This is a genomic window from Bacillus sp. SIMBA_154 (assembly GCF_046536015.1).
Lineage (GTDB): Bacteria > Bacillota > Bacilli > Bacillales > Bacillaceae > Bacillus > Bacillus pumilus_P.
This window is the reverse complement of sequence record NZ_JAWJBV010000001.1, coordinates 463,532-484,357: the sequence shown is the minus strand read 5'-3', so window position 1 is coordinate 484,357 and position 20,826 is coordinate 463,532. Positions and strand designations below refer to the sequence as shown.

The following is a 20,826-nucleotide window of genomic DNA, read 5'->3' as shown; positions in this document are numbered from 1 at the left end:
GTTGACAAAGGGCTAAAATAATCTTTATTTTAGCCCTTTGTCTTCTTTTATTTGGATATACCCATAATGGAATTGGGCTGTTTTTCGTTTGATGACCTGAAATTGATAGGAGTCTGCTGTAAACCGAGTGCTTTTCCAATGATCTTTTAAAACCACTCTTTTTCTCGCTACTCTTATCGCTTCTTGCATGGCCATTTCGTGGTCAAAGTAGTGCTCTGCCGCATGACGAAGCGGCGCTATACTTGTAGATTCTTGAATCGTTTCCTCAAACATTGGATCAAAATAGACGATATCAAATGAACGATTTGGGAGCTTTTTTAGCTGCTCGATACTGTCTCCGCTTATGACAGATATCCGTTTCATCGCTTCATCTGCCTCGCCTACACCTGTCTCCCATGTGTTTAGCCCTTCTTGCACTAGTAATGCCGTCATGGGGTTCTTTTCAATACCAACTACCTTTCCATTTGGACCTGACGCGCAGCTTGCGGTAATGGCATCTGACCCTAAGCCAAGCGTACAGTCCAAAACGGAATCTCCTGGCTTAAGCTGTGCTGCTTCTATCAATGGATCCTTTTCGCCGCGGAGGAGCCGCTTCACCCTAAACATCGCTGAGCTTGGATGGAAGAAAAACTTTTCACCATTTGACTGATACCATTCAAATCTTTCTTTCCCGACAACGAGTACGTCCCCCCGTTTGATAGCAAGCTGTTTGACGGATTGTTTGCGCCGCTCTACATACTCACCATGCAAATCCTCTGCTAGTGCCTTTGCTGTTTCAATCGTTTGTACATTTGCTCTAAAGCTTGTTGTGATAAGCATGCGGTTCCTCCATCATGATCAAGAAAAAATGCCCTGATTTGATCACAGGACATTTCAACACTTGTATTAGCAATGTTTTTCGAATGCAGATAATACATTTTTCATAATGTCTTCCATTTCATGACCTTCAATTTCGTCACGCGGAATAAAATGAACAAGTTCATTTCCTTTTAAAAGTGCCATAGAAGGAGAAGATGGTTCCTCACCTGTGAAGTATTCTCTCATTTTTGCAGTTGCTTCCCTGTCCTGACCAGCAAAAACCGTCACAATTCGATCTGGTGCTTTTTCCGCCTTCATCACAGCTTGAGTGGCAGCAGGGCGTGCTAAGCCGGCCGCACAACCGCATACAGAATTGACCACAACAAATGTCGTTCCTTCTGCTTCTTGCATCGTTTGTTCTACCTCTTCTTCAGTTGTTAGTTCTTGAAATCCCGCACTTGTAAGCTCTTGGCGCATTGGTACAACGAGCTGACGCATATATTCTTCATATGCCATTGACATAAAAAAGCCCCCTCTAAAATCCTTATGTTGTGAATAAAGGATACTATAGAGAGAGCCAATTTTCAAATGTTCGCTTTCAGATTAAATTTTCATGATTCCGCCTGTATTGGCTGATGTCACAAGTTTTGAGTATCTGGCTAGATAACCAGTTTTCACTTTTGGCTCAAAGCCTTTCCAATTCGCTTTTCTTCTTTCCCATTCTTCTTCTGGAACATCTACGCTTAAAATACGCTTTTCAATATCTACAACGACATGATCACCATTTTCAACAAAAGCAAGCGGGCCACCCTCAGCTGCCTCTGGAGAGACGTGTCCAATGGACAATCCGCGAGAAGCGCCAGAAAAACGTCCGTCTGTAATTAAAGCAACCTTTGGACCAAGCCCCATTCCGACAATTTGTGAAGTGGGTGCAAGCATTTCAGGCATGCCAGGTCCGCCTTTAGGTCCTTCATATCGAATAATGACCACATGTCCTGCTTCTACTTTTCTATTAATGATTCCCTCAAGAGCTTCTTCTTGGGATTCAAATACGATCGCAGGTCCTTCATGACGTGTGATACCATCTTGAACTCCGCCTGTTTTAATAATAGCCCCATCTGGCGCAAGGTTTCCAAATAAAACGGCTAAACCGCCTTTTTCAGTAAATGGCTTGTCAATTGGATAAATGACGTTATAGTCTTTTACCTCATGCCCCGCAATATTCTCACCGAGCGTTTTCGCTGTGACGGTCATTGTATCTAAATGAATAGCTCCTTCTTTTTTGGACAATTCATTTAGCGCAGCTGTCACACCGCCTGCTTCATGTAAATCCTCAATATAAACATCCGAAGCTGGTGCAAGTTTTGATAAATGCGGCACACGCTCTGCTACTTCATTGATACGCTCGAGTGAATATTCAACGCCCGCTTCATTTGCGATCGCCAATGTGTGAAGAACCGTATTGGTTGAACCACCTAGTGCCATATCTAGTGCAAATGCGTTATCAATCGCTTTTTCAGTGACAATATCACGTGGTTTAATATCTTTTTTAATGAGCTCCATCAGTTGTTTTGCTGATTTCTTCGCAAATTCTCTTCGCTCTGGTGATGTCGCCAAAATTGTTCCATTTCCAGGAAGAGCGATGCCAAGCGCCTCTGCTAAACAGTTCATTGAGTTTGCCGTAAACATACCTGAACAAGATCCACATGTTGGACAGCCAAACTGCTCTAACTCATTTAATTCCTCTTCATTAATTTTTCCTGACTGGTATGCACCAACGCCTTCAAATACGGATGAAAGAGAAATTTTTCTGCCATCACTTGTTCTACCTGCTTCCATCGGACCGCCGCTGACAAATACAGTTGGGATGTTCACACGCATTGCTGCCATCATCATGCCTGGTGTGATTTTATCGCAGTTAGGAATACAAACCATTCCATCGAACCAGTGTGCAGACACAACAGTCTCTACTGAGTCAGCAATGATTTCACGGCTTGGTAATGAATATCTCATCCCAATATGCCCCATGGCAATTCCGTCATCGACACCAATCGTATTGAATTCAAATGGCACCCCGCCAGCTTCACGAATGGCTTCTTTCACAATTTTACCGAATTCCTGAAGGTGGACATGTCCTGGGACAATATCAATATAGGAATTACATACGGCAATAAACGGTTTACCGAAATCCTCATCCTTTACCCCCGCTGCTCTTAGTAAGCTTCGGTGAGGTGCTCTGTCAATTCCCTGCTTAATCATATTACTGCGTAGTTCTGCCATCTGTTTAAAAAGCCTCCTATACTACAAGTCTAAGTTGACTGCATGATTTTGAGTTGATTTTATTTTACAAATTTTCTGTTTATTTAGCCACCTATGAATGACTGATGACCAATATGGCTGCTGAAGCAAGCGCTCAGCAAGGATCGTGTCATAAAATCTGACCTCCAATATTCTATATTGGTACTACTATATAGAGTTTTTTTGTATATTTCAACAATATTCAAAATAATTTTTCTAAAAAAATTTTTCTGTCTATAAAAAACGTTATTCAGAAAACAAGCTGCCTTTCATTGGCAGCTTGCTCATCATCCTCATGATTCTAATGCATTTTTTCTACTTTCTGTCATTTGCTTCCACACTGAGCCTTTCGCTTCTTCTCCAAGCTCAATTCGCTCAATTGCCATTTTCACTTGTAGACTGACTTCAAATTCAGGGTCTTGCTCTGCTTCTTTCAATGCTTCAAGTGCCGTTTCGTCACCTTCTTCATAAAGGAACATGGCCGCACGCCAGCGGACAAGCTTACTTGGATCCTTTAATGCTGCGATCATCGCTTCTATAGCACTAGGGTCACCAAGATCCGAAATACAGTCTCCAGCTGTTCTGCGGACCGTGACTGTTTTGTCTTCAAGCCCCTTATATAAAATAGGCAGGATAGCAGGATCTTCAATCATTCCAGCATTCACAACGGCTTGTCTGCGAATAGACGTTTTTGGGTCCTCCATTGCTTTCATTAAAACAGGTATATCCTTTTGCTTGGGCTGCATTTGCTCTAAATGGGCAAAACGCTTTTTCCAATCTTCCTCGCGCAGCATCTCTTCTGTGACATCATATGCCTGGCGATTCACCTGTTTATCTACAGCCTCTTGTCCTTCCTTGACTGCCTCTGTTAAACGGAGTAAACGCTCGTCATCATAAGCTGCTTGAAGCTCTTCTGTGACTTCTTGACCGATATCAGCAAATTCCCCAAAACGAACGCCGTGTTCTTTCCACACACGTTCAAACACAACATTGTCTGAACTGCTTCTGAGCTTTAAGATGGCTGCCTGGAAGCGTTCAGGCATTCCAAACCGCTCTTCTCTCTCACCGTCCGTCAGCTTGACCTGCATCGGAATCCCATTAAACATTTGGACGAACACTTTGACTTCGCCAAATGTGTCATCGCCTGACTGCGACCCTTCCTGAAGACCTTCTGTTTCTTGTCCAAAGGCCTCTCTGACCTGTTGTAAAATGCCCTGCCAGTCAAATTTCGCATTGCGCTCGACCGCTAAGAAATCCGCTACATGATAAACCCCTTTAACACCTTCAATATTTAAAATGCGCTTGATCATCTCTGGCGCTTCGTCTTTTTGATCCTTTTTGTAGTTGTTGCTTTTACCGCCGGCAAGCGCTTCTGTCAAAATGACCTTCATTGTATTCGGACTTGGCGTCGGTTCTATTGCTGTTATTTTCATCTATACATCCTCCTTACACACATAAAGACCCTACTCATCTGTAAGGCCGCATTCTTCTTTCCACGTCTTGATAAATAAACACATGAATTCATGACGCTCTTCAGCAAGCTGCTTTCCTGCACGGGTGTTCATCAAGTCTTTTAATTTGAGCAGTTTTTCTTCCATATGCTCAAGCACTGATCCCTGCTGTGAATTGTGTGAATAATGGGGCTCACCTGTTGCACCTGCGTACGTAAACACTCTTGCAATGCCGCTTGCTCCTATCGCATCCAGCCTATCCGCATCTTGAACAATGGTCCCTTCTAATGTCATTGGCTTATGCTGCATATGACGGTGACGAAAAGACATCGTTGTAATGATGTCCATGATATAACGAATATCTCGCGTATCCACTTCCCACAATAGAAGCTGTTGTTCCAGTTGCTGTGGTGAAAGCTCCCATTCAATTGACAGTTTTTCATCAATTAAATCATGCACAATAGCCGCCATCTCGATGATAAATAGAGAGCCGCCTTCCTGCTTTGCGATATGGACTGCTAGCAGGCGGACACGATCGATATGAGCTGCATCGTGTCCAGTTGGCTCATTCTTCAGCTTATTTGAAACAAAGGAGGCAGCTGCCTTCAATTGTTTTTGCTGCATGATCGTCTGCATCTTATTTGTCCAATAAGGCGATGATTGAGCTTTCTAATTCTTTTGGTGGTGTCTTAGGAGAAAATCGTTCAGTGACTTCTCCGTTTTGATCGACGATAAATTTTGTGAAATTCCATTTCACTGTCTTCGTACCAAGCACACCTTTCGCATGACTTGTTAAGTGTTTGAAAAGCGGGTGCGCATTGTCACCATTGACATCTACTTTTTCAAACATTGGGAAGGTCACACCATAATTCAACGAACAGAATTCTTGAATCGCTTCTTCCCCTTCCGGCTCTTGGTTCATAAATTGGTTACACGGAAATCCTAAAATTTCAAGGCCCTTTTCATGATATTGATCATATAACTCTTGCAATTGTTTAAATTGAGGGGTAAGTCCGCATTTGCTCGCTGTGTTCACGATAATGAGCACTTTCCCTTTGTAATCTGCCATTGATTTTTCATGACCGTTAATGGTCTTGACCTGAATATCATAAATTGACATCTCATAGCCTCCTAGGATTCACTTTTTTTCTATCGTAACATGCTTCTTTTAGAAAATCGCTTTTTATGCTTCCTACTAAAAGAGTCCTGTCACACTGCCATCTTCCAATAAATCCATCTCAAGTGCCGCAGGTTTTTTAGGCAAACCCGGCATGGTAAGAATGCTTCCTGTTAAAGCAACAATAAATCCTGCTCCTACAGATGGTTTTAACTCACGAATCGTAATGGTAAAACCTTTAGGTCTGCCGATTAAAGCTGGGTCGTCTGAAAGAGAATATTGCGTTTTTGCCATACAAACCGGCAAATGAGCCCAGCCGTTCTTCTCGATCGCTGCCAGCTGCTTTCTTGCTTTTGATGTGAGCGTGACGCCATCTGCCCCGTAAACCACTTGGGCTACTTTAGATAACTTTTCTTCGATGGAATCTTTCTCCTCATACAAATAGGAAAAGCGGTTCTTATTCTTTTCAATAAGTGTCGTGAGTTCCTCGGCAAGTGCTGTCCCGCCAGCGCCTCCTTCTTCCCATACATTCACGGCTTTGACTGGATGCCCATGCGTTTTGCACCAATCTTCTACTGCTTGAATCTCTTCTTTTGTATCGGTGATAAAGCGGTTCACTGCGACGATGTATGGAAGACCGAAGGCTTGCACTGTTTCAATATGCTTTTCTAAATTATGTATACCTTCTAATACGGCACGTGCATTCTCTTCTTTGAGCTCTGTTTTCTGCATTCCGCCATGCATCTTCAATGCTCTGACAGTCGCAACAATCACAACTGCACCTGGTTTGAAATCACCGGCTCTTGTTTTAATGTGCAGGAATTTTTCCGCACCTAGGTCTGCACCAAAGCCAGCTTCTGTCACTACATAATCTGCTAGTTTTGCCGCCATTTTTGTTGCAATTAAACTGTTGCATCCATGTGCAATATTGGCAAAAGGACCGCCATGAACAAGGGCTGGAGTTCCTTCAATCGTTTGTACAAGGTTTGGTTTGAGCGCATCTTTTAAAAGTAAGGTGAGTACGCCTTCATATCCAAGCCCTCCAACTGTGACCGGCTCACCTTGTTGATTATAAGCAACAACAATAGAAGAAAGACGTTTTTTTAAATCGTTTAAGTCTTCTGCTAAACAGAGGATCGCCATCATTTCGGAAGCAACCGTGATATCAAATCCATCTTCTCTAGGATACCCATTTAATTGACCGCCAAGTCCTACAACAACCTGTCTTAAAGCACGGTCATTTAAATCTAGCACTCGTTTCCACACAATCCGGCGCGAGTCGATGCCAAGTTCATTTCCATGATGGATATGGTTATCAATAAATGCAGATAACGCATTATGAGCAGATGTAATGGCATGAAAGTCTCCGGTGAAATGGAGATTGATTTCTTCCATTGGCAGTACCTGAGAATAGCCTCCCCCCGCTGCACCGCCTTTAATACCCATTGTTGGACCTAGTGAAGGCTCTCGCATGGCAATGATCGCTTTTTTCCCGATTTTTTCGAAAGCTTGACCGAGACCAACTGTTACGGTGGACTTCCCCTCACCTGCTGGCGTTGGGTTAATTGAAGTCACAAGAATGACGTTTCCTTCTTTTTGTTCCTTTAAACGATCAAAAATGGTCAAAGATATTTTCGCTTTTGTGAAACCATAGCATTCTAATTCTTCGTCATGTATTTGTAACTTTGCTGCGATGTCTTGAATTGGTCTCAGCTGTGCCTTTTGGGCAATGTCAATATCTGATAAATGCTTAGTAATCATAAATAAACGGCCTCCTTTTTTACAGAAACAGCTTTCATTTTTGCTCTATTTTTCATTGTAACATAATTGAAACATTGAAATATCGCCAGAAAGTTCCTATAATGAAGTGAAATTAGCTTTGGTTCAGGGGGTGGCGAGTTGCCTATTAACATACCAGTTCATCTGCCGGCAAAACAAATACTAGAAAGCGAAAACATTTTCGTCATGGATGAGACAAGGGCATTCAAGCAAGATATCCGTCCTTTGAATATCGTGATCTTAAATTTAATGCCAAAAAAAATACAAACTGAAACGCAGCTGCTGAGAATGCTCGGGAATTCTCCTTTGCAAGTGTACTTTACGTTTTTGATTCCAAGTACGCATACACCGAAGAATACATCGAGAGAGCATCTAGATGAATTTTATACGACCTTTGAATCGATTCGCCATAAAAAATTTGATGGAATGATCATCACCGGCGCACCAATTGAGCATCTACCTTTTGAAGAAGTTTCCTACTGGAAAGAGCTGCAGGACATCTTGGACTGGAGTAAAAACAATGTGACGTCTACTCTTCATATTTGCTGGGGTGCACAGGCAGGTCTATATCACCATTATGGCATTGAAAAAATCAAGCTTCCTGAGAAAAAGTTTGGCGTATTTGAGCATCTTGTCAAAGAGAAAAAAGAAAGATTAGTAAGAGGTTTCGATGAAGTATACTATGTCCCACATTCTAGGCATACAGATATTAATACAGAACAATTAAAAAACACACCGAATCTAAAAGTGTTGAGTATGTCTGAAGAAGCTGGTGTTTGTTTAATTGTTTCAGATGATGATAAACAAGTATTTTTAACTGGACATCCTGAATACGATACAGACACATTGAAGCAGGAATATGAAAGAGATTTGTTGAAACATGATACAGTCAAAAAACCCGTCCACTATTTTATAGAAGATGGTGACACACTCGTCCCAATAAATCGCTGGAAAGCCCATGCAACCTTACTGTTTATGAATTGGCTTAATTATTATGTGTATCAGGAAACTCCATATGTGTGGGAATAAAATAGACTGAGGTCTGATGATAAATGTTCAAAATGTGTTAAAATACAAATGGCTCTGTCTTCCATTATCAATTTAGTCTGTTTGTTTTTTAAAATTAGTTTAATTCTTTCGTAACGAATGATATGCTCTGACTGTTTATATGTTATCTTTATGTATATGTAGACCTATGAGATTCATAGTTTTCGTACGAAGTTTTGTTGTTGTTGATTACATTTGAGGTGAATATTCTTGAATACCAATAAAAAAATATTAATCTTGACCGCAAATTATGGAAATGGACATATGCAGGTGGCAAAAACACTGTATGATGAATGCAAATCCCAAGGGTTTGAACATGTGATAGTTTCTAATTTGTATCAAGAATCCAATCCCATTGTGTCAGAAGTGACTCAATATTTATACTTGAAGAGCTTTTCCATTGGGAAACAATTTTATCGCTTGTTTTATTACGGTGTAGATAAAATTTACAATAAACGCAAATTTAACATTTACTTAAAGATGGGAAATAAGCGTCTCGACGAATTAATTCAGTTACACAACCCTGACATCATTATTATTACATTCCCGATGATTGTTGTGCCAGAATACCGAAACAAAACAGGCAAAGTGATTCCGACATTTAATGTCATGACAGATTTCTGTCTTCATAAGATTTGGGTACATGAAAACATCGACCGATACTATGTTGCAACCGATTATGTGAAACAAAAATTAGTGGAAATCGGCACACATCCAAGCGATGTCAAGGTGACAGGCATTCCTATTAGACCACAATTTGAAGCAGACGTGCCAAAATCGATAATTTATAAAAAATATGGATTATCATCAGACAAAAAGGTCCTTCTCATTATGGCCGGTGCTCACGGTGTACTAAAAAATGTGAAGGAATTATGTGAAGCGTTACTTCTTGACAGTGAAGTACAAATTGTTGTTGTATGCGGAAAAAACGCAGCGCTGAAACAATCGCTCAGCGATCTTGAACAAGCACACCCAGATCAATTGAAGGCGCTTGGATATGTGGAACAAATTGATGAATTGTTCAGAGTAACAGATTGTATGATTACAAAACCCGGCGGTATTACATTAACAGAAGCAACAGCAATCGGTGTTCCAGTTATTCTTTACAAACCTGTCCCTGGACAAGAAAAAGAAAATGCTCTTTTCTTTGAAGATTATGGTGCTGCCATCGTCATCAACAGACATGAAGACATTTTAGAATCTGTGACCAACCTGCTGCAAGATGAAGAAAAATTAGAAGCAATGAAACAAAACATTAAAAAACTGCACTTAAAACAATCTTCTCAAACCATTTTGGAAGATATCGTTGAACAATCAGATCTCATCACGAGTAACAAAACGTATGCTCGTGCATTATCATAAAAAGGTGCCCGTCATATACGGACACCTCAGATTGTTGACAAAGGGCTAAAATGATCTTGATTTTAGCCCTTTGTCTTCTTTTCAGCGTGATAGAAAACCTTTGCAGTCTAGGAAGGACGAGTACCGGAGCGGAGCGAATTTGAGATTCGTGAGCACCGGCACACAGGACTGACACCTTTTTTTCTTTTAGCCTTGATTCCCATTTGTTGTGTACACCTCTTCAAACGGCTGAACGACAACAAAACCGCTTCCGCTAAACTTCATTTGTATGGACTCCCCGCTCCCTCTGCCAATAAAGGTTTTGAACGAAACATCTGTCACAAATTCAGTTTTTAAATCCCCTGACCATGCGACCGTCGCATTTGGATCTGTATAGACAGAGTCACCTGGCTGAACAATTAATGTAAGCGGTTCGTAATGACTCGTGATCGCAATAAGGCCTGGCCCTTCAAGTTTGACATTAAATAATCCGCCTGCAAGCATGCCAGAAACCTTTTTCATCAATTTGATATCCCAGCGGACTGACGGTTCAAATGCAAGAAGATCATTTCCATTAACGAAAATGGATTCACCTTGAGCCAAACGAAGAATCGAGATCTTTTTGCCTTGGTCTGCGACATATAATTTTCCATCACCTGTTGCTTTCATGAGTGAGGTGCCTTCTCCTGATAACATTTTCTTGAACATCTTTGAGACGCCATGTTCAAAAACGCCCTCACGTTCAAACTTGATTTTGCCTCGATATGAGACCATGGAACCTGTTTTTGCCCAAATGGTATCGGTCAAATTAATTTCTAGAAGTCTTGATGTTTCAAGCTCGAAGACCCCTTCTCCTTTATCTTCTTGCTGGGTTTTTTGGACAAATTCTTCAATCGTATAACGATTCATGCCGCGCACCTCTTTCTGTATTTTTTTTATATACGGACAAGATGCACGTTAGGTTTCGGAACATCAGATTCTTTTATATATAAGTGACAATTCACCAAAAAAATCAAACATTTTGCTCAAAATTTGGTTCGCCTCCTTGACGCTTTACTTTTGATGGTGTATAGTGGAACCATCATTTAACAACTTCTAAGGCGTTAGATGATGAAAAATTTTTTTTAGTATGCCAAAAGGTATGCTACAGTACTAGGAGGAAAAAGCAATATGCAAAACGGTAAAGTAAAATGGTTCAATAATGAAAAAGGTTTCGGCTTCATTGAAGTTGAAGGTGGAGACGATGTATTCGTTCACTTCACAGCTATCGAAGGTGACGGTTACAAGTCTTTAGAAGAAGGACAAGAAGTTTCTTTTGAAATCGTTGAAGGTAATCGTGGACCTCAAGCTGCAAACGTAACAAAAATCTAATCAACTAAATGAATGATGAACCGACAAAATAAAGAGAGGCTTATGCCTCTCTTATTTGATTTTCAGCTGAATTTCAATCGCTAAAATATTTTGCTTCAGTCTTTGTTCAATTTCAGAGATATCTTTTTCGAGAAAAGGTCTTCCCTTCTTTGCTACATCTACTAGCTGCTCTAGATCGCTATACACCTCTTGAAATGTTCGATGTAATACCGTTTCGAAATCCTTATTATTCATACCGGCCTTCCTCTTTTCCTCTAATATCCGTCACTTAGTCAAAAAGTAACTCAACCAAAACTTTCTATAGTTATATCGGCTCATTTTCTGGAATATGTTCTTTTTTTACGCATTCTATCCGTTTTTTTTCACGAGCCGATGTGTGATCAGGGAAAACCGGTGCACCCTCTTACTTTTTGAGCAGTGCATTTCCGTATTCTTTTATTTTTTCTCCTACTGTACATTGCTGAATACAAAAGGAATGGGCATATTTTTTGCCAAATTCTTTTCGAAAGTGCTTTTTAATAAAACAATCTGAACAATACGTGTCTTGAAGATCTGTCAATTCTTTTACTGCTGTTTTTTTATCCACATTATTCAGCTCCGTCTGCATCTAATTTCAACTTACTTTCGATTGGGACGTCTGCAAGAATCTGCCTTGCAAGCTGATCCGCTTCTGCATTTTGTTTACGATCGATGACTTCATATGTTGGCGTGAGCTTCAGCTCTTTTAAAGACGCTTCAATCCGGTCGAGCCATTTGTTATGTATATCATCATAACAAGGCCATTCTCCTTTTAGCTGATTCATGACAACAAGTGAATCTCCTCTAATCGTGACAGAATTTCTGCTGGCACCCAGGTCTTTTAAAGCTTTTACTGCTTCAAATAAAGCGGCATACTCTGCTTCATTATTGGTGATCCCTTGGAAAGGCTGATTTTTTCTCAACCGATAAGCATCTTTTCCGAGCTTGTAATAGACGACAACTCCAAGTCCAGAGTCACCTGTTTCTTTACGAAAACTTGCATCAAAATAGACTTGAATCTGATCAGGTTCAAGCTTTAGTTCTTCCTTTAGCTTTTCAAGTTCTTTTATCGACCACATGGCCCCTTTTTCATCTTCAAATGATAGGAGTGACTGTGGTTCTTTTTTGTCGATATGTTTTGCAAAAATCAAGGCCTCTTTTAGCTCCATCCAATCTTCTTGAAAAAAAGCAATAGACCCAATTGATGTCACTTTCATTGTATAGTGTGCTCTTAATTTCATTGATCACATCGCCTTCCCGTGCTTTTAAGGTAAACGTTCGTTATGCTATAATCAAAAAGTTACATTTTACAATGAGAAAGGAAGTTCATGTCACTTGTTTAATGAAGGTATTTGGATCTTATTTGCGATCATTAATTTTATCATTGTTCTTCTATTTTATAAAGGATTTGGCAAGATGGGCCTTTTCGTCTGGATTGGCTTTGCGACTGTTGCCGCAAATTTACAAGTTGTCAAAACCGTTGAATTGTTTGGATTAACTGCAACACTGGGGAATATTTTGTATGGCAGTGTGTTCTTTGCAACGGACGTATTGAATGAAAAATATGGACAAAATGAAGCTAGAAAGGCTGTCTGGATTGGCTTTGCCACCCTTTTAACGTTAACTGTTGTCATGCAGGAGGCTTTGCTTTTCCACCCCGCTCCCTCTGATATCTCACAAGCATCGTTAGAAACCATTTTTGGCTTTATGCCGAGGGTTGCACTTGGTAGTCTTGCTGCTTATATCATCAGTCAAATGTTAGATGTTTATGTATATTCGTTTATTCGCCGGATATTTCCTTCCGATGGTGCGCTTTGGGTGCGCAACGCTGGAAGTACGATGATTAGCCAGCTGCTTGATACACTCATTTTTACGACCATTGCCTTTCTTGGCACCTATCCATTTCATGTATGGATTGAAATCTTCATCACGACATATGTCATTAAATTTATCGTAGCCGCGATTTCGACACCATACGCGTATGCGGCGAAAAAAATGGTCCCACTTGATGAAAGGGGGAAATAAATTGCCAGCTGAAATATATATTGATGGTGCTAGTGCAGGTAATCCAGGCCCCTCTGGCATCGGCATTTTCATTAAATATGATGGAAATGCTGAATCTTTCTCCATTCCTCTTGGAACAATGAGCAATCATGAAGCAGAATTTTCCGCTCTCATCGAAGGGATGAAAATTTGCGTAGAAAAAGGATTGCGTACCGTTTCGTTTCGAACAGATTCACAGGTAGTTGACCGTGCTGCCAATGCAGGGTTTGCTAAAAATCCAGCGTTTCAGCACTTTATTAAAGAGATGATCCAGCTTCAAAGCCAGTTTGATTTATTTTTCATTAAGTGGATTCCAAGCAAGGAAAATCAAATAGCTGATCAGCTCGCTAGAAAAGCGATTCACCTATCTAAAGGATGAATCGCTTTTTTTTTGGTTATGCTAATGTATGAGGTGATACTGATTGGATAAAGAGAATAAAGGTCGTGTCACAAATGGGACAACCCCTCAAGGTGATGCGCAAACAAAAGATAAACAGCCTCTATCTCAGCTAGAAAATCGGGCGAAAAAAAGCAATACGAAAAGATAAACCATGGAGATCAGCTTTAGCTGATCTCTATTTCACTTAAGCGGTTCACCATTGGTTCAATTCCTTTGATTTGATGTAGGCGCAGCATAGCCGCTGCCCGCTCTTGATTGATTTGCATTTTCGTCTCTTCCATTGGACAGCTGAGTGGTACATCACATTTGATCTCTGCCAGTATACGTGAAAGCTTCAAATCTTCTACACCTGCTTGCATTTTTTTTTGCTGCGCAGCCGTTAATTCATGAACATTTTCTAATAGCCGGTCAATCGTTTGATACGTTTGGATAAATTTCAACGCCGTTTTTTCTCCGATTCCTTTTACACCGGGATAATTATCACTTGAATCACCCATCAATGCTTTCATATCAATCAGCGCCTTTGGAGAGATTCCCATTTCCTCTTCAAATAAGGCTTTTGTATATTGCTTATAATTCCCGATTCCTTTTTGCATCAGGGCCACTGTCACTTGTTCATTCAAAATCTGCAGCAAATCTTTGTCTCCAGTTAAGACGGTTACACGCGCCTCTTTTTGATAGAGTGCAGCAAGCGTACCGATACAATCATCTGCTTCAAAGCCTTTTAAACCAACATTCACAATTCCTAGTTCTTCTGTAGCCTCTTTTGCCAAATCGAACTGCGGGATAAGCTCGACAGGCGGCTCCCCTCGATTCGCTTTATAATCTTGAAACAATTCATTTCGGTACGTTTGGCTTCCCATATCCCAGCAGCAAACAATATGAGTTGGCTCAAATGTCTGTACAGCCGTTAATAAATGCTTCAAATACCCATTGACTCCATTTGTCGGCACACCGTTATCATTTATCATAAAATTGCGATGGACAGCCGTCGCATAAAACGACCTGAAAAGTAGTGCCATTCCATCTACAAGCAGTACGTGTTTATTCATTTTATAAACTCCCTTTTTCAAAACAATACTACTATTCTATCACAGAACAGCAAAATGGACATAAAAAAGGCGCCTTCTTCTTTTTGAAAAGAAGAGGCAGCCCTTTTACTTTTTACCATATTGCATTTTTTCTGTTTCTGCTTCTGCATAGGACGGCATGTCTTTTTGTTTAGGCACACGCTCTTCCTGCTGCTTTACGTTTTTCTTTTTTTCCATCATCATTCCCCTTTCTCGGTTCATTTGTTAAGATGACCAAAAAAGAGAAAGTTACTCTTTACTTCTGTTTACGCTCGACATACTCCCTGACCATATCGATCGTGACATGCTTACGCAGCGGCACAATTCCGCCTCTTGCAAGCTCATTCATTTTTGAAGTAACGGCATTGATCTCATCTGTTGTAAATGGCTCTTTTTGCTCACACTTTGCCACAGCAGCCTCTATCGCCTGTTCTCTTTTCTGTTCAAGCTCGAGAAAGGACTGGATATGGGCATGCTGCTTTTGTGAATGTGCAGAAATGTCTTCGTGTACGCTCGTCATTGTGTATCAACTGCTTTCTTTTTTTATCTAGTCTACCATGAATCAAATGGTTTTCAACTGGCTTTTCCATTCATTTGTTTGTTCATATACTTGTTCAATGATGGCCTGCTCTTTGTCATCTGTCGTCAAGCTTGTGATAAATGTTTGTTTTTGTTCATTCAGCTGCTGGAGCGCTTCTGTTTCATATCTTACAGTAAAGGTCTCCACCATTTTTTCGTATCTACTCAATAATTCTTCTTTTTCTTTATCAGCCCATTCAGTGGTTAATTGAAGAAGAATATCTCGAATCGCTTCAATACACGCAGCCTTCCCATTTTGTTCAAAGAAAGCTTTCGCTGATTTTTGCTTTTTTAAGAGCGGCTCAAATTGGCTAAGTTCTGCTTCGACTTCAATTTGTTTTAGCTCAGCTTTTTTCTCTTCTGGCGGTGACAGTCTGAGAGAAAAGTAAGGATCCTCAGCACATGCAGCCTGCATACCCTTCTCCCACTCCTCTTGGAAATACTGGTTGATAAACGATTCCATTCGGATATCGAGCGCCTTGAGCTCCTGTACAAATTCAAATTCATAATCCTTCAGCGCCTGTTCAAGCGCCTTTTTCAACTGCTGTCCGAAGTTTCCTTGGGATAGTCCAGGATAAAAGGCGGTCTTTAACATATCATTCGCAAATAGTGATAAACGCTGAACAATGTGGTAAAGCTGTTCTTGCAAGTCCTTTTTCACGCTTTCTGTCACTAGCTTTGACCGTTTGACATGACTCATTTTTTTAAGGATTGCTTCATATGATGATTCTACCTTTTTCTTTTCGGCTTGTTTTTCATCCTCTGACTGATGCAAGGTGGCATGTAGCTTGTCGACGGTTCCACATAATGTACTAGCTTCAAAATGCAAAAGCTCGATGGCATCTTTCGTTAATTCTTCCTCAATAAAATAGTCGAGTTGTTTTCTAAGCTGTTCATATTGATTATAAGGTGTTGACCCTTTTCCTTCGATCTCTTCCTTACTGGACACATGATGAAGATTTGGGTTTCGGATGCCTTCTTTTGTGAGCTCTTTTCGCACATAGTCAAAGACGGTTTCAAGCTCTGCTTGATCCTTTGCCAAATCAGCTGCATTGATAATAAAGAACATTTTATCCATGCTAAAAGAATCTTTTACGAGCCCAAGCTTACGTAAAAATGACCGATCGGCCTTGGAGAAAGAATGCTGATAGTAAGTTAAATAAAGAAGGGCGTCTGCGTCCTTCATATATTGAAAGGCCATCTCTGTGTGACGCTTATTCATACTGCTGGCGCCTGGCGTATCAACAATCGTCAGCCCTTTATCTGTCAAAGGTGTACTTAAATACACCGTTACTTCCTTGACCACACAAGAAACAGCTTCTTCTGCCACATACGGCTTTAGTTCTTGAAGTGTGACATTTAATGGGGTTTGCTTGTCAATGTATTCATGAAACCGGGCATGCGCTTCTAGAAAATGTTCAACAATGATGCGGTGATCTTGTTCAAACTGTCTTTTTTTCAGTACTCGTTCGAGTTTCGCTCTAAACGTATCTCCCTTTTCTCCTGTGATAGAAAATCCGAGAATCTGATCGAGCTCTTCTAAAATATCCTGCTCTGATTTGAACACCACTTTGACACTTTCATGCGGGTGATCTTCCGTCGGCTGCGTTAGCTTATTGATCGTTGCCGTTGTTGGGGTAGGAGACGATGGCAGCACCTTTCGCCCAACAAGGGCATTGGCAAAGGAAGATTTCCCCGAACTAAAAGCCCCGAATAAGGCGAGTGTGAATTCTTTCGCCTGCAGCCGCTTTGTTCGTTTTTCAAAGGACTTTCTTTGAGATTGAAGAACGTCTAATGGCAATAAAATACGAGAAAGCTGTTCAAACTGCTTAATCGACTGTGCCGTCGTTAAATGCTGAGACTGACGTATTTGATCATGATCTGTCTGCTCGTTTTCTTGCCCGCTCTCTTCAGCATGAAATGGCGCGTGGTACTGCTTCAGCTGGTCATGCTGCATCCTTTGTTTTTTCGCATAAAACCAATCTTCTTGGACCAGCTCATCCGTTCCGTTTTTCCATATATCCCATACATGCTGGATGTCTCGTTTGATTTGTTCATTTTTTTCGATGCACTGCTCAAGCATTTGAAGCTCTTGTTTCGCCTGCGTCCATTTTTCTTGCTGCTTCCCCTTTTCCTTCGTGAGCTGGTCTTTCAGGGTCTCAGCCATTTGTTCAATCAATGGCAACGCTTTCTGTTTAGCCTGTCTTTTTAGGGCTTCACCAGCATCTTTCGCATATTGAAGAACATATTCATTAGAAAAAGTCGCACCGGGATGAATGACTTTTTCAAGCAGGGATTCTTGGACAGGTGTTTCAAATGCCATCACTTGATCTAACAGCTCTTCTCCAAGCTGATGCCGCTTGACTTCCTTTTTGAAAAGCTCTGCAATATGCCAGTCCACTTCTGCTTTCATTCTCGTCTTTACATCTGTTACGATATCGTTTGCCCGTTTTTCTTTTTCCTGCTCGGTTTTATTTTTAGAAAAGAGCAACCCTACTTTAAAGCCAGGTGCTTTCGATTCGATATAGTCACTTGCGAGCTCCCTCATCTTAAATGGAGTTAGATTCGCATTTTTTAAAATGTTCTCCATTTCAGAAGATATTTCGTCTTCTAACTGTTTTGCGCCATTTTCGATGAATCGGTTTTTCGCTTCAAGTTCTTTGACTTCATTTCTTTTATCTTGAAGCTGCGTATCAAGACCCTCTTCCTGCAGCTCTTCTTTTAACGATTCGATATGTTCTTTTAGGACATGCTCTATTTTCTGCTCTGTATAGGCTCGAAGTGATGCTTTAGGCAATGTTTGTAATTCTTGTAGTTTCTCAATTAAACGAAGCATTTCGTTTCTTGGGTGTGCCTCATCGGTTACAGATGTAAAATACAGATGTTCTTCCTCAATGCCTTCTTTGAGGAGCATTTCAACCACTTGTTTTTTGTAGTCTTCAAAAGCTGTCTCATGTTCATCATGTCGATCGACTTGATTCACAATGAAATAAAGATTTGGCACTTGGTCTTTGATGGAGCGAATAAAACGAATATTTTCTTCAGAATGAACATGGTTATAGTGAACGACATAAAAAAGAGCATCTGCTTGATGTAGAATTGACGCAGCCGATAAAAAGTGCGCATGATCCGTTGAATCAATTCCTGGCGTATCGATCAGTGCCACCTTTTCTTCAAGTCCCCTATAATCACCGCTCATTTCGACCATTTCAATCTGTTCTCCATCCTTACAAAAACGCTGCACCGCTTCTTTGTCATAAGAACCGCTCATTTTTGCAAAACGGCCATCAGAGGTGTGAAGCTGTACTTCACTTCTCCCTTTTCTTACAACGACTAAGTTTGCACTTGTTGGGATTGGGCTCGTTGGCAGGATGTGATCATGAAGCAAATGATTCACAAGTGATGACTTACCAGCAGAATAGTGGCCGGTAAATGCAATATACACTTCTTCTTCTGCTTCCTTTTTGATAATCGATGCAAGTTTGACTGCGCGCTCATGATCATCCCTTTTGAGAAGGCTTTGATATAAAGCACCTGTAGTTTGAACGAGCGAATCTCGAATAGACAAGTCTTTCATGACGATAAACCCCTTTGTTTTTAGAAAAGTCAGTTATGTATGTGATACCATTTTACACAAAATAAAGAGATTTTTCTTCTGATCTGAGGAAATAAAAAAAATCTGCTGCCCGATCAGTCGTAATTGACTGCGATCAGGAAGCAGATTTTTTTGAAACACCTTTTAATACAAAGCCAATTAATAGGCTGTATACACAGACCGTACCTAGTAAGAAAATCATTGTCATGTGATCACCGTCCATCCTTCGTGATTGAGAATGCTTATCATTAATGAAAGTGTATCACAATTGATAATGATTTTCAATATTAATTTAGTAAATACTGATTTAGTGCTTTCTCTTCTGTTTGAATTCTCACCATCATCATCCATGCATTTAAACACGTAAACAAAATGGCGGTAATGTACGCTTCAAACAATAGCGGGATCAAGATAAGCTCAATCGCCACCACCACATAGTTAGGATGCTTTAACCAGCGATACGGTCCCTTTTTTACAATCACCGCATTTGGCACCACTAAAATCTTTGTATTCCAGTACGTCCCAAGGGAACATAATGCCCAGTATCGAACCACCTGTGTAGCCAGCAGGAAAATGAGCAGCAACAGAAAAAAACGGGATGGTTCCCGGTTTAACAGCCATGTCTCTCCAATGAGTGAGAGGAAAAAAGCAGCATGCATTCCGACCATATAAGGATAATGGTTAGCGCCGAATTCGATGGCGCCTATCGCTTTCACTTTCTTCTCATTTCTTTTGGCAACAAGCATTTCAATCAGGCGCTGACAAATGAAGAAACCAATGACCAGCCAAAAAATCATGACGAGATCTCCTCCCATTTCATGAGTAATAATTCAGAGGAAAAGCCCGGACCAAGAGCCCCGCAAAGCCCCACATCGCCCGGATCAGCTGATTGATGTTCAAGAAAATGCTTCATGACATACATAACTGTAGCAGAGGACATATTCCCGTGGTGTTTGAGTACTTCTTTTGAAGAAAAAAGCTGATCCTCTTGTAAAGATAGACTTTCAAGATAGGCATCAATTACTTTTTTACCTCCAGGGTGGGCAAGAAAAACAGTTAGATCATCTGTTGAAAACCCGAGCTGATGTAGAAATTGATCCACCTGCTCTTTTAACCAGCCTGAAATAATGGACGGAATGTCACGTGAGAAAATGACCTGAAAGCCGGCACTTGTAAATTCCCAGCCCATCACATCCTCAGAATCTTTCATCGTTACTGACTGTGTACCCATCACTTTAGGCACTGTTTTTAACTGCGTATAGTCAAATGCAGCTTTTTCTCCAGTTAACAGAACCGCCGCCGTCCCGTCTCCGAACAAGGAGGTGCCGATTAAATTGCTTTTTGATTGATCTTGCGGCTGAAAGGTTAAACTGCAAAGCTCACATGCGACAACTAGAACCTTCGCTTCTGGGTATGCCCTTATATATTCATAAGCTCGAGACAATCCTGCCGCTCCGCCCCCGCACCCTAGCCCCCAAATCGGCACTCGTTTCGTATAAGGCGAAAAAGGGAGAACGTTCATCAGCTTTGCATCAAGACTTGGTGTCGACAATCCGGTGCTTGAGATGAAAAACAAAGCATCGATTTCTTCAAACGGAATAGGCCTTTGAAGGAACGTCGTCTCATGAAGACAGTGAATGATTGCTTCTTTCGCATGAGCCAGTGCTTTTTCCAAATAGATATTATTTTTCTCTTCAAAAGAGTGGTGCTTCTGATACCATTCAATAGGCTGCACAAACTGTCTGCTCTGAATTTCTCCATTATTAAAAGCTCTTAGCAGCCGGTCAATATCTTTAAACGATCGTTTAAATTGAGATCTTGCAAATTCAGCTGCTGTTTGCTGATTCACATGATTCTTTGGCAGACTCGTTCCAACTGAAAGAATGTAAGCCACCTGCTTCACCTCTTTTTTCGGTTAA

At 40.8% G+C, this 20,826-nt stretch carries 23 protein-coding genes; 6 read left to right on the top strand and 17 right to left on the bottom strand.

Going from position 1 to position 20,826, the window contains the following annotated elements:
- Positions 1–24 precede the first annotated feature (24 nt).
- The 7 genes from R0K30_RS02920 to R0K30_RS02890 form a co-directional block, all read right to left on the bottom strand.
- On the bottom strand, positions 25–819 hold the full coding sequence (locus R0K30_RS02920; RefSeq protein ID WP_410609034.1) for a class I SAM-dependent methyltransferase: 795 nt from the start codon (positions 817–819) through the stop codon (positions 25–27).
- Between the two features lie 66 nt (positions 820–885).
- Complete coding sequence (locus R0K30_RS02915) at positions 886–1,320, bottom strand: BrxA/BrxB family bacilliredoxin (protein ID WP_099680918.1); 435 nt, start codon at positions 1,318–1,320, stop codon at positions 886–888.
- Between the two features lie 81 nt (positions 1,321–1,401).
- Entirely contained in the window at positions 1,402–3,078 is a 1,677-nt protein-coding gene (gene ilvD, locus R0K30_RS02910; RefSeq protein WP_034319100.1) for a dihydroxy-acid dehydratase, read from the bottom strand.
- A gap of 311 nt (positions 3,079–3,389) precedes the next feature.
- Entirely contained in the window at positions 3,390–4,529 is a 1,140-nt protein-coding gene (locus R0K30_RS02905) for a conserved virulence factor C family protein (RefSeq protein WP_410609031.1), read from the bottom strand.
- 30 nt (positions 4,530–4,559) lie between these two features.
- Positions 4,560–5,171, bottom strand: a complete 612-nt coding sequence (locus R0K30_RS02900; RefSeq protein WP_370461100.1) for an HD domain-containing protein — start codon at positions 5,169–5,171, stop codon at positions 4,560–4,562.
- A gap of 13 nt (positions 5,172–5,184) precedes the next feature.
- Complete coding sequence (locus tag R0K30_RS02895) at positions 5,185–5,667, bottom strand: glutathione peroxidase (protein WP_099728481.1); 483 nt, start codon at positions 5,665–5,667, stop codon at positions 5,185–5,187.
- Between the two features lie 75 nt (positions 5,668–5,742).
- A complete protein-coding gene (locus tag R0K30_RS02890; RefSeq protein ID WP_099728480.1) occupies positions 5,743–7,425 on the bottom strand; it encodes a formate--tetrahydrofolate ligase in 1,683 nt (560 codons plus the stop codon).
- A gap of 138 nt (positions 7,426–7,563) precedes the next feature.
- Here R0K30_RS02890 and metA point away from each other — a divergent pair, with 138 nt between their 5' ends.
- Positions 7,564–8,472, top strand: a complete 909-nt coding sequence (metA, locus tag R0K30_RS02885) for a homoserine O-acetyltransferase MetA (protein WP_410609028.1) — start codon at positions 7,564–7,566, stop codon at positions 8,470–8,472.
- A 228-nt stretch (positions 8,473–8,700) separates the two neighbouring features.
- Positions 8,701–9,852 carry a diglucosyl diacylglycerol synthase gene (locus R0K30_RS02880; protein WP_099728478.1) on the top strand — a complete coding sequence of 384 codons (1,152 nt, stop codon included), beginning with the start codon at positions 8,701–8,703 and terminating at the stop codon, positions 9,850–9,852.
- A 186-nt stretch (positions 9,853–10,038) separates the two neighbouring features.
- Here the strand turns inward: R0K30_RS02880 and R0K30_RS02875 are convergent, their stop codons facing one another.
- Positions 10,039–10,740, bottom strand: coding sequence for an AIM24 family protein (locus R0K30_RS02875; protein ID WP_099728476.1), 702 nt, complete (start codon positions 10,738–10,740; stop codon positions 10,039–10,041).
- Positions 10,741–11,001: 261 nt separating this feature from the next.
- On the opposite strand from R0K30_RS02875, the gene cspD reads away from it, so the two are divergent.
- Entirely contained in the window at positions 11,002–11,202 is a 201-nt protein-coding gene (gene cspD / locus R0K30_RS02870; RefSeq protein WP_003215784.1) for a cold-shock protein CspD, read from the top strand.
- A 51-nt stretch (positions 11,203–11,253) separates the two neighbouring features.
- Here cspD and R0K30_RS02865 read toward each other — a convergent pair whose 3' ends face one another.
- From R0K30_RS02865 to R0K30_RS02855, 3 genes are all read right to left on the bottom strand, one after another.
- Positions 11,254–11,436 (bottom strand): hypothetical protein, encoded by a 183-nt coding sequence (locus tag R0K30_RS02865; protein ID WP_039179402.1) that lies wholly within the window; start codon positions 11,434–11,436, stop codon positions 11,254–11,256.
- A 169-nt stretch (positions 11,437–11,605) separates the two neighbouring features.
- Complete coding sequence (locus R0K30_RS02860) at positions 11,606–11,788, bottom strand: zinc-finger domain-containing protein (RefSeq protein WP_099728475.1); 183 nt, start codon at positions 11,786–11,788, stop codon at positions 11,606–11,608.
- A gap of 1 nt (position 11,789) precedes the next feature.
- Positions 11,790–12,461 carry a reverse transcriptase-like protein gene (locus R0K30_RS02855; protein WP_099728474.1) on the bottom strand — a complete coding sequence of 224 codons (672 nt, stop codon included), beginning with the start codon at positions 12,459–12,461 and terminating at the stop codon, positions 11,790–11,792.
- Between the two features lie 94 nt (positions 12,462–12,555).
- On the opposite strand from R0K30_RS02855, the gene R0K30_RS02850 reads away from it, so the two are divergent.
- The 3 genes from R0K30_RS02850 to R0K30_RS02840 are packed head-to-tail and all read left to right on the top strand — an operon-like array spanning position 12,556 to position 13,811.
- Positions 12,556–13,245: a queuosine precursor transporter gene (locus R0K30_RS02850; RefSeq protein WP_230030308.1), complete on the top strand. Its 690-nt coding sequence runs from the start codon at positions 12,556–12,558 to the stop codon at positions 13,243–13,245.
- A 1-nt stretch (position 13,246) separates the two neighbouring features.
- Positions 13,247–13,642: a reverse transcriptase-like protein gene (locus tag R0K30_RS02845; protein ID WP_249705760.1), complete on the top strand. Its 396-nt coding sequence runs from the start codon at positions 13,247–13,249 to the stop codon at positions 13,640–13,642.
- A gap of 43 nt (positions 13,643–13,685) precedes the next feature.
- Complete coding sequence (locus R0K30_RS02840) at positions 13,686–13,811, top strand: hypothetical protein (RefSeq protein ID WP_003215584.1); 126 nt, start codon at positions 13,686–13,688, stop codon at positions 13,809–13,811.
- Positions 13,812–13,827: 16 nt separating this feature from the next.
- On the opposite strand, the gene R0K30_RS02835 is transcribed toward R0K30_RS02840, so the two are convergent.
- The 6 genes from R0K30_RS02835 to R0K30_RS02810 form a co-directional block, all read right to left on the bottom strand.
- Positions 13,828–14,715 carry a 5'-3' exonuclease gene (locus R0K30_RS02835; RefSeq protein WP_099728471.1) on the bottom strand — a complete coding sequence of 296 codons (888 nt, stop codon included), beginning with the start codon at positions 14,713–14,715 and terminating at the stop codon, positions 13,828–13,830.
- A 274-nt stretch (positions 14,716–14,989) separates the two neighbouring features.
- A complete protein-coding gene (locus R0K30_RS02830; RefSeq protein WP_099728470.1) occupies positions 14,990–15,253 on the bottom strand; it encodes a YpbS family protein in 264 nt (87 codons plus the stop codon).
- Positions 15,254–15,295: 42 nt separating this feature from the next.
- Entirely contained in the window at positions 15,296–18,889 is a 3,594-nt protein-coding gene (dynA, locus tag R0K30_RS02825) for a dynamin GTPase (protein ID WP_410609023.1), read from the bottom strand.
- Positions 18,890–19,022: 133 nt separating this feature from the next.
- Complete coding sequence (locus tag R0K30_RS02820) at positions 19,023–19,109, bottom strand: Fur-regulated basic protein FbpC (protein WP_223251174.1); 87 nt, start codon at positions 19,107–19,109, stop codon at positions 19,023–19,025.
- A gap of 85 nt (positions 19,110–19,194) precedes the next feature.
- Positions 19,195–19,704 (bottom strand): isoprenylcysteine carboxyl methyltransferase family protein, encoded by a 510-nt coding sequence (locus R0K30_RS02815; protein ID WP_099728468.1) that lies wholly within the window; start codon positions 19,702–19,704, stop codon positions 19,195–19,197.
- Positions 19,701–20,801: a type III polyketide synthase gene (locus tag R0K30_RS02810; protein WP_410609020.1), complete on the bottom strand. Its 1,101-nt coding sequence runs from the start codon at positions 20,799–20,801 to the stop codon at positions 19,701–19,703. The genes R0K30_RS02815 and R0K30_RS02810 overlap by 4 nt, the downstream gene beginning before the upstream one ends.
- Positions 20,802–20,826: the final 25 nt, after the last annotated feature.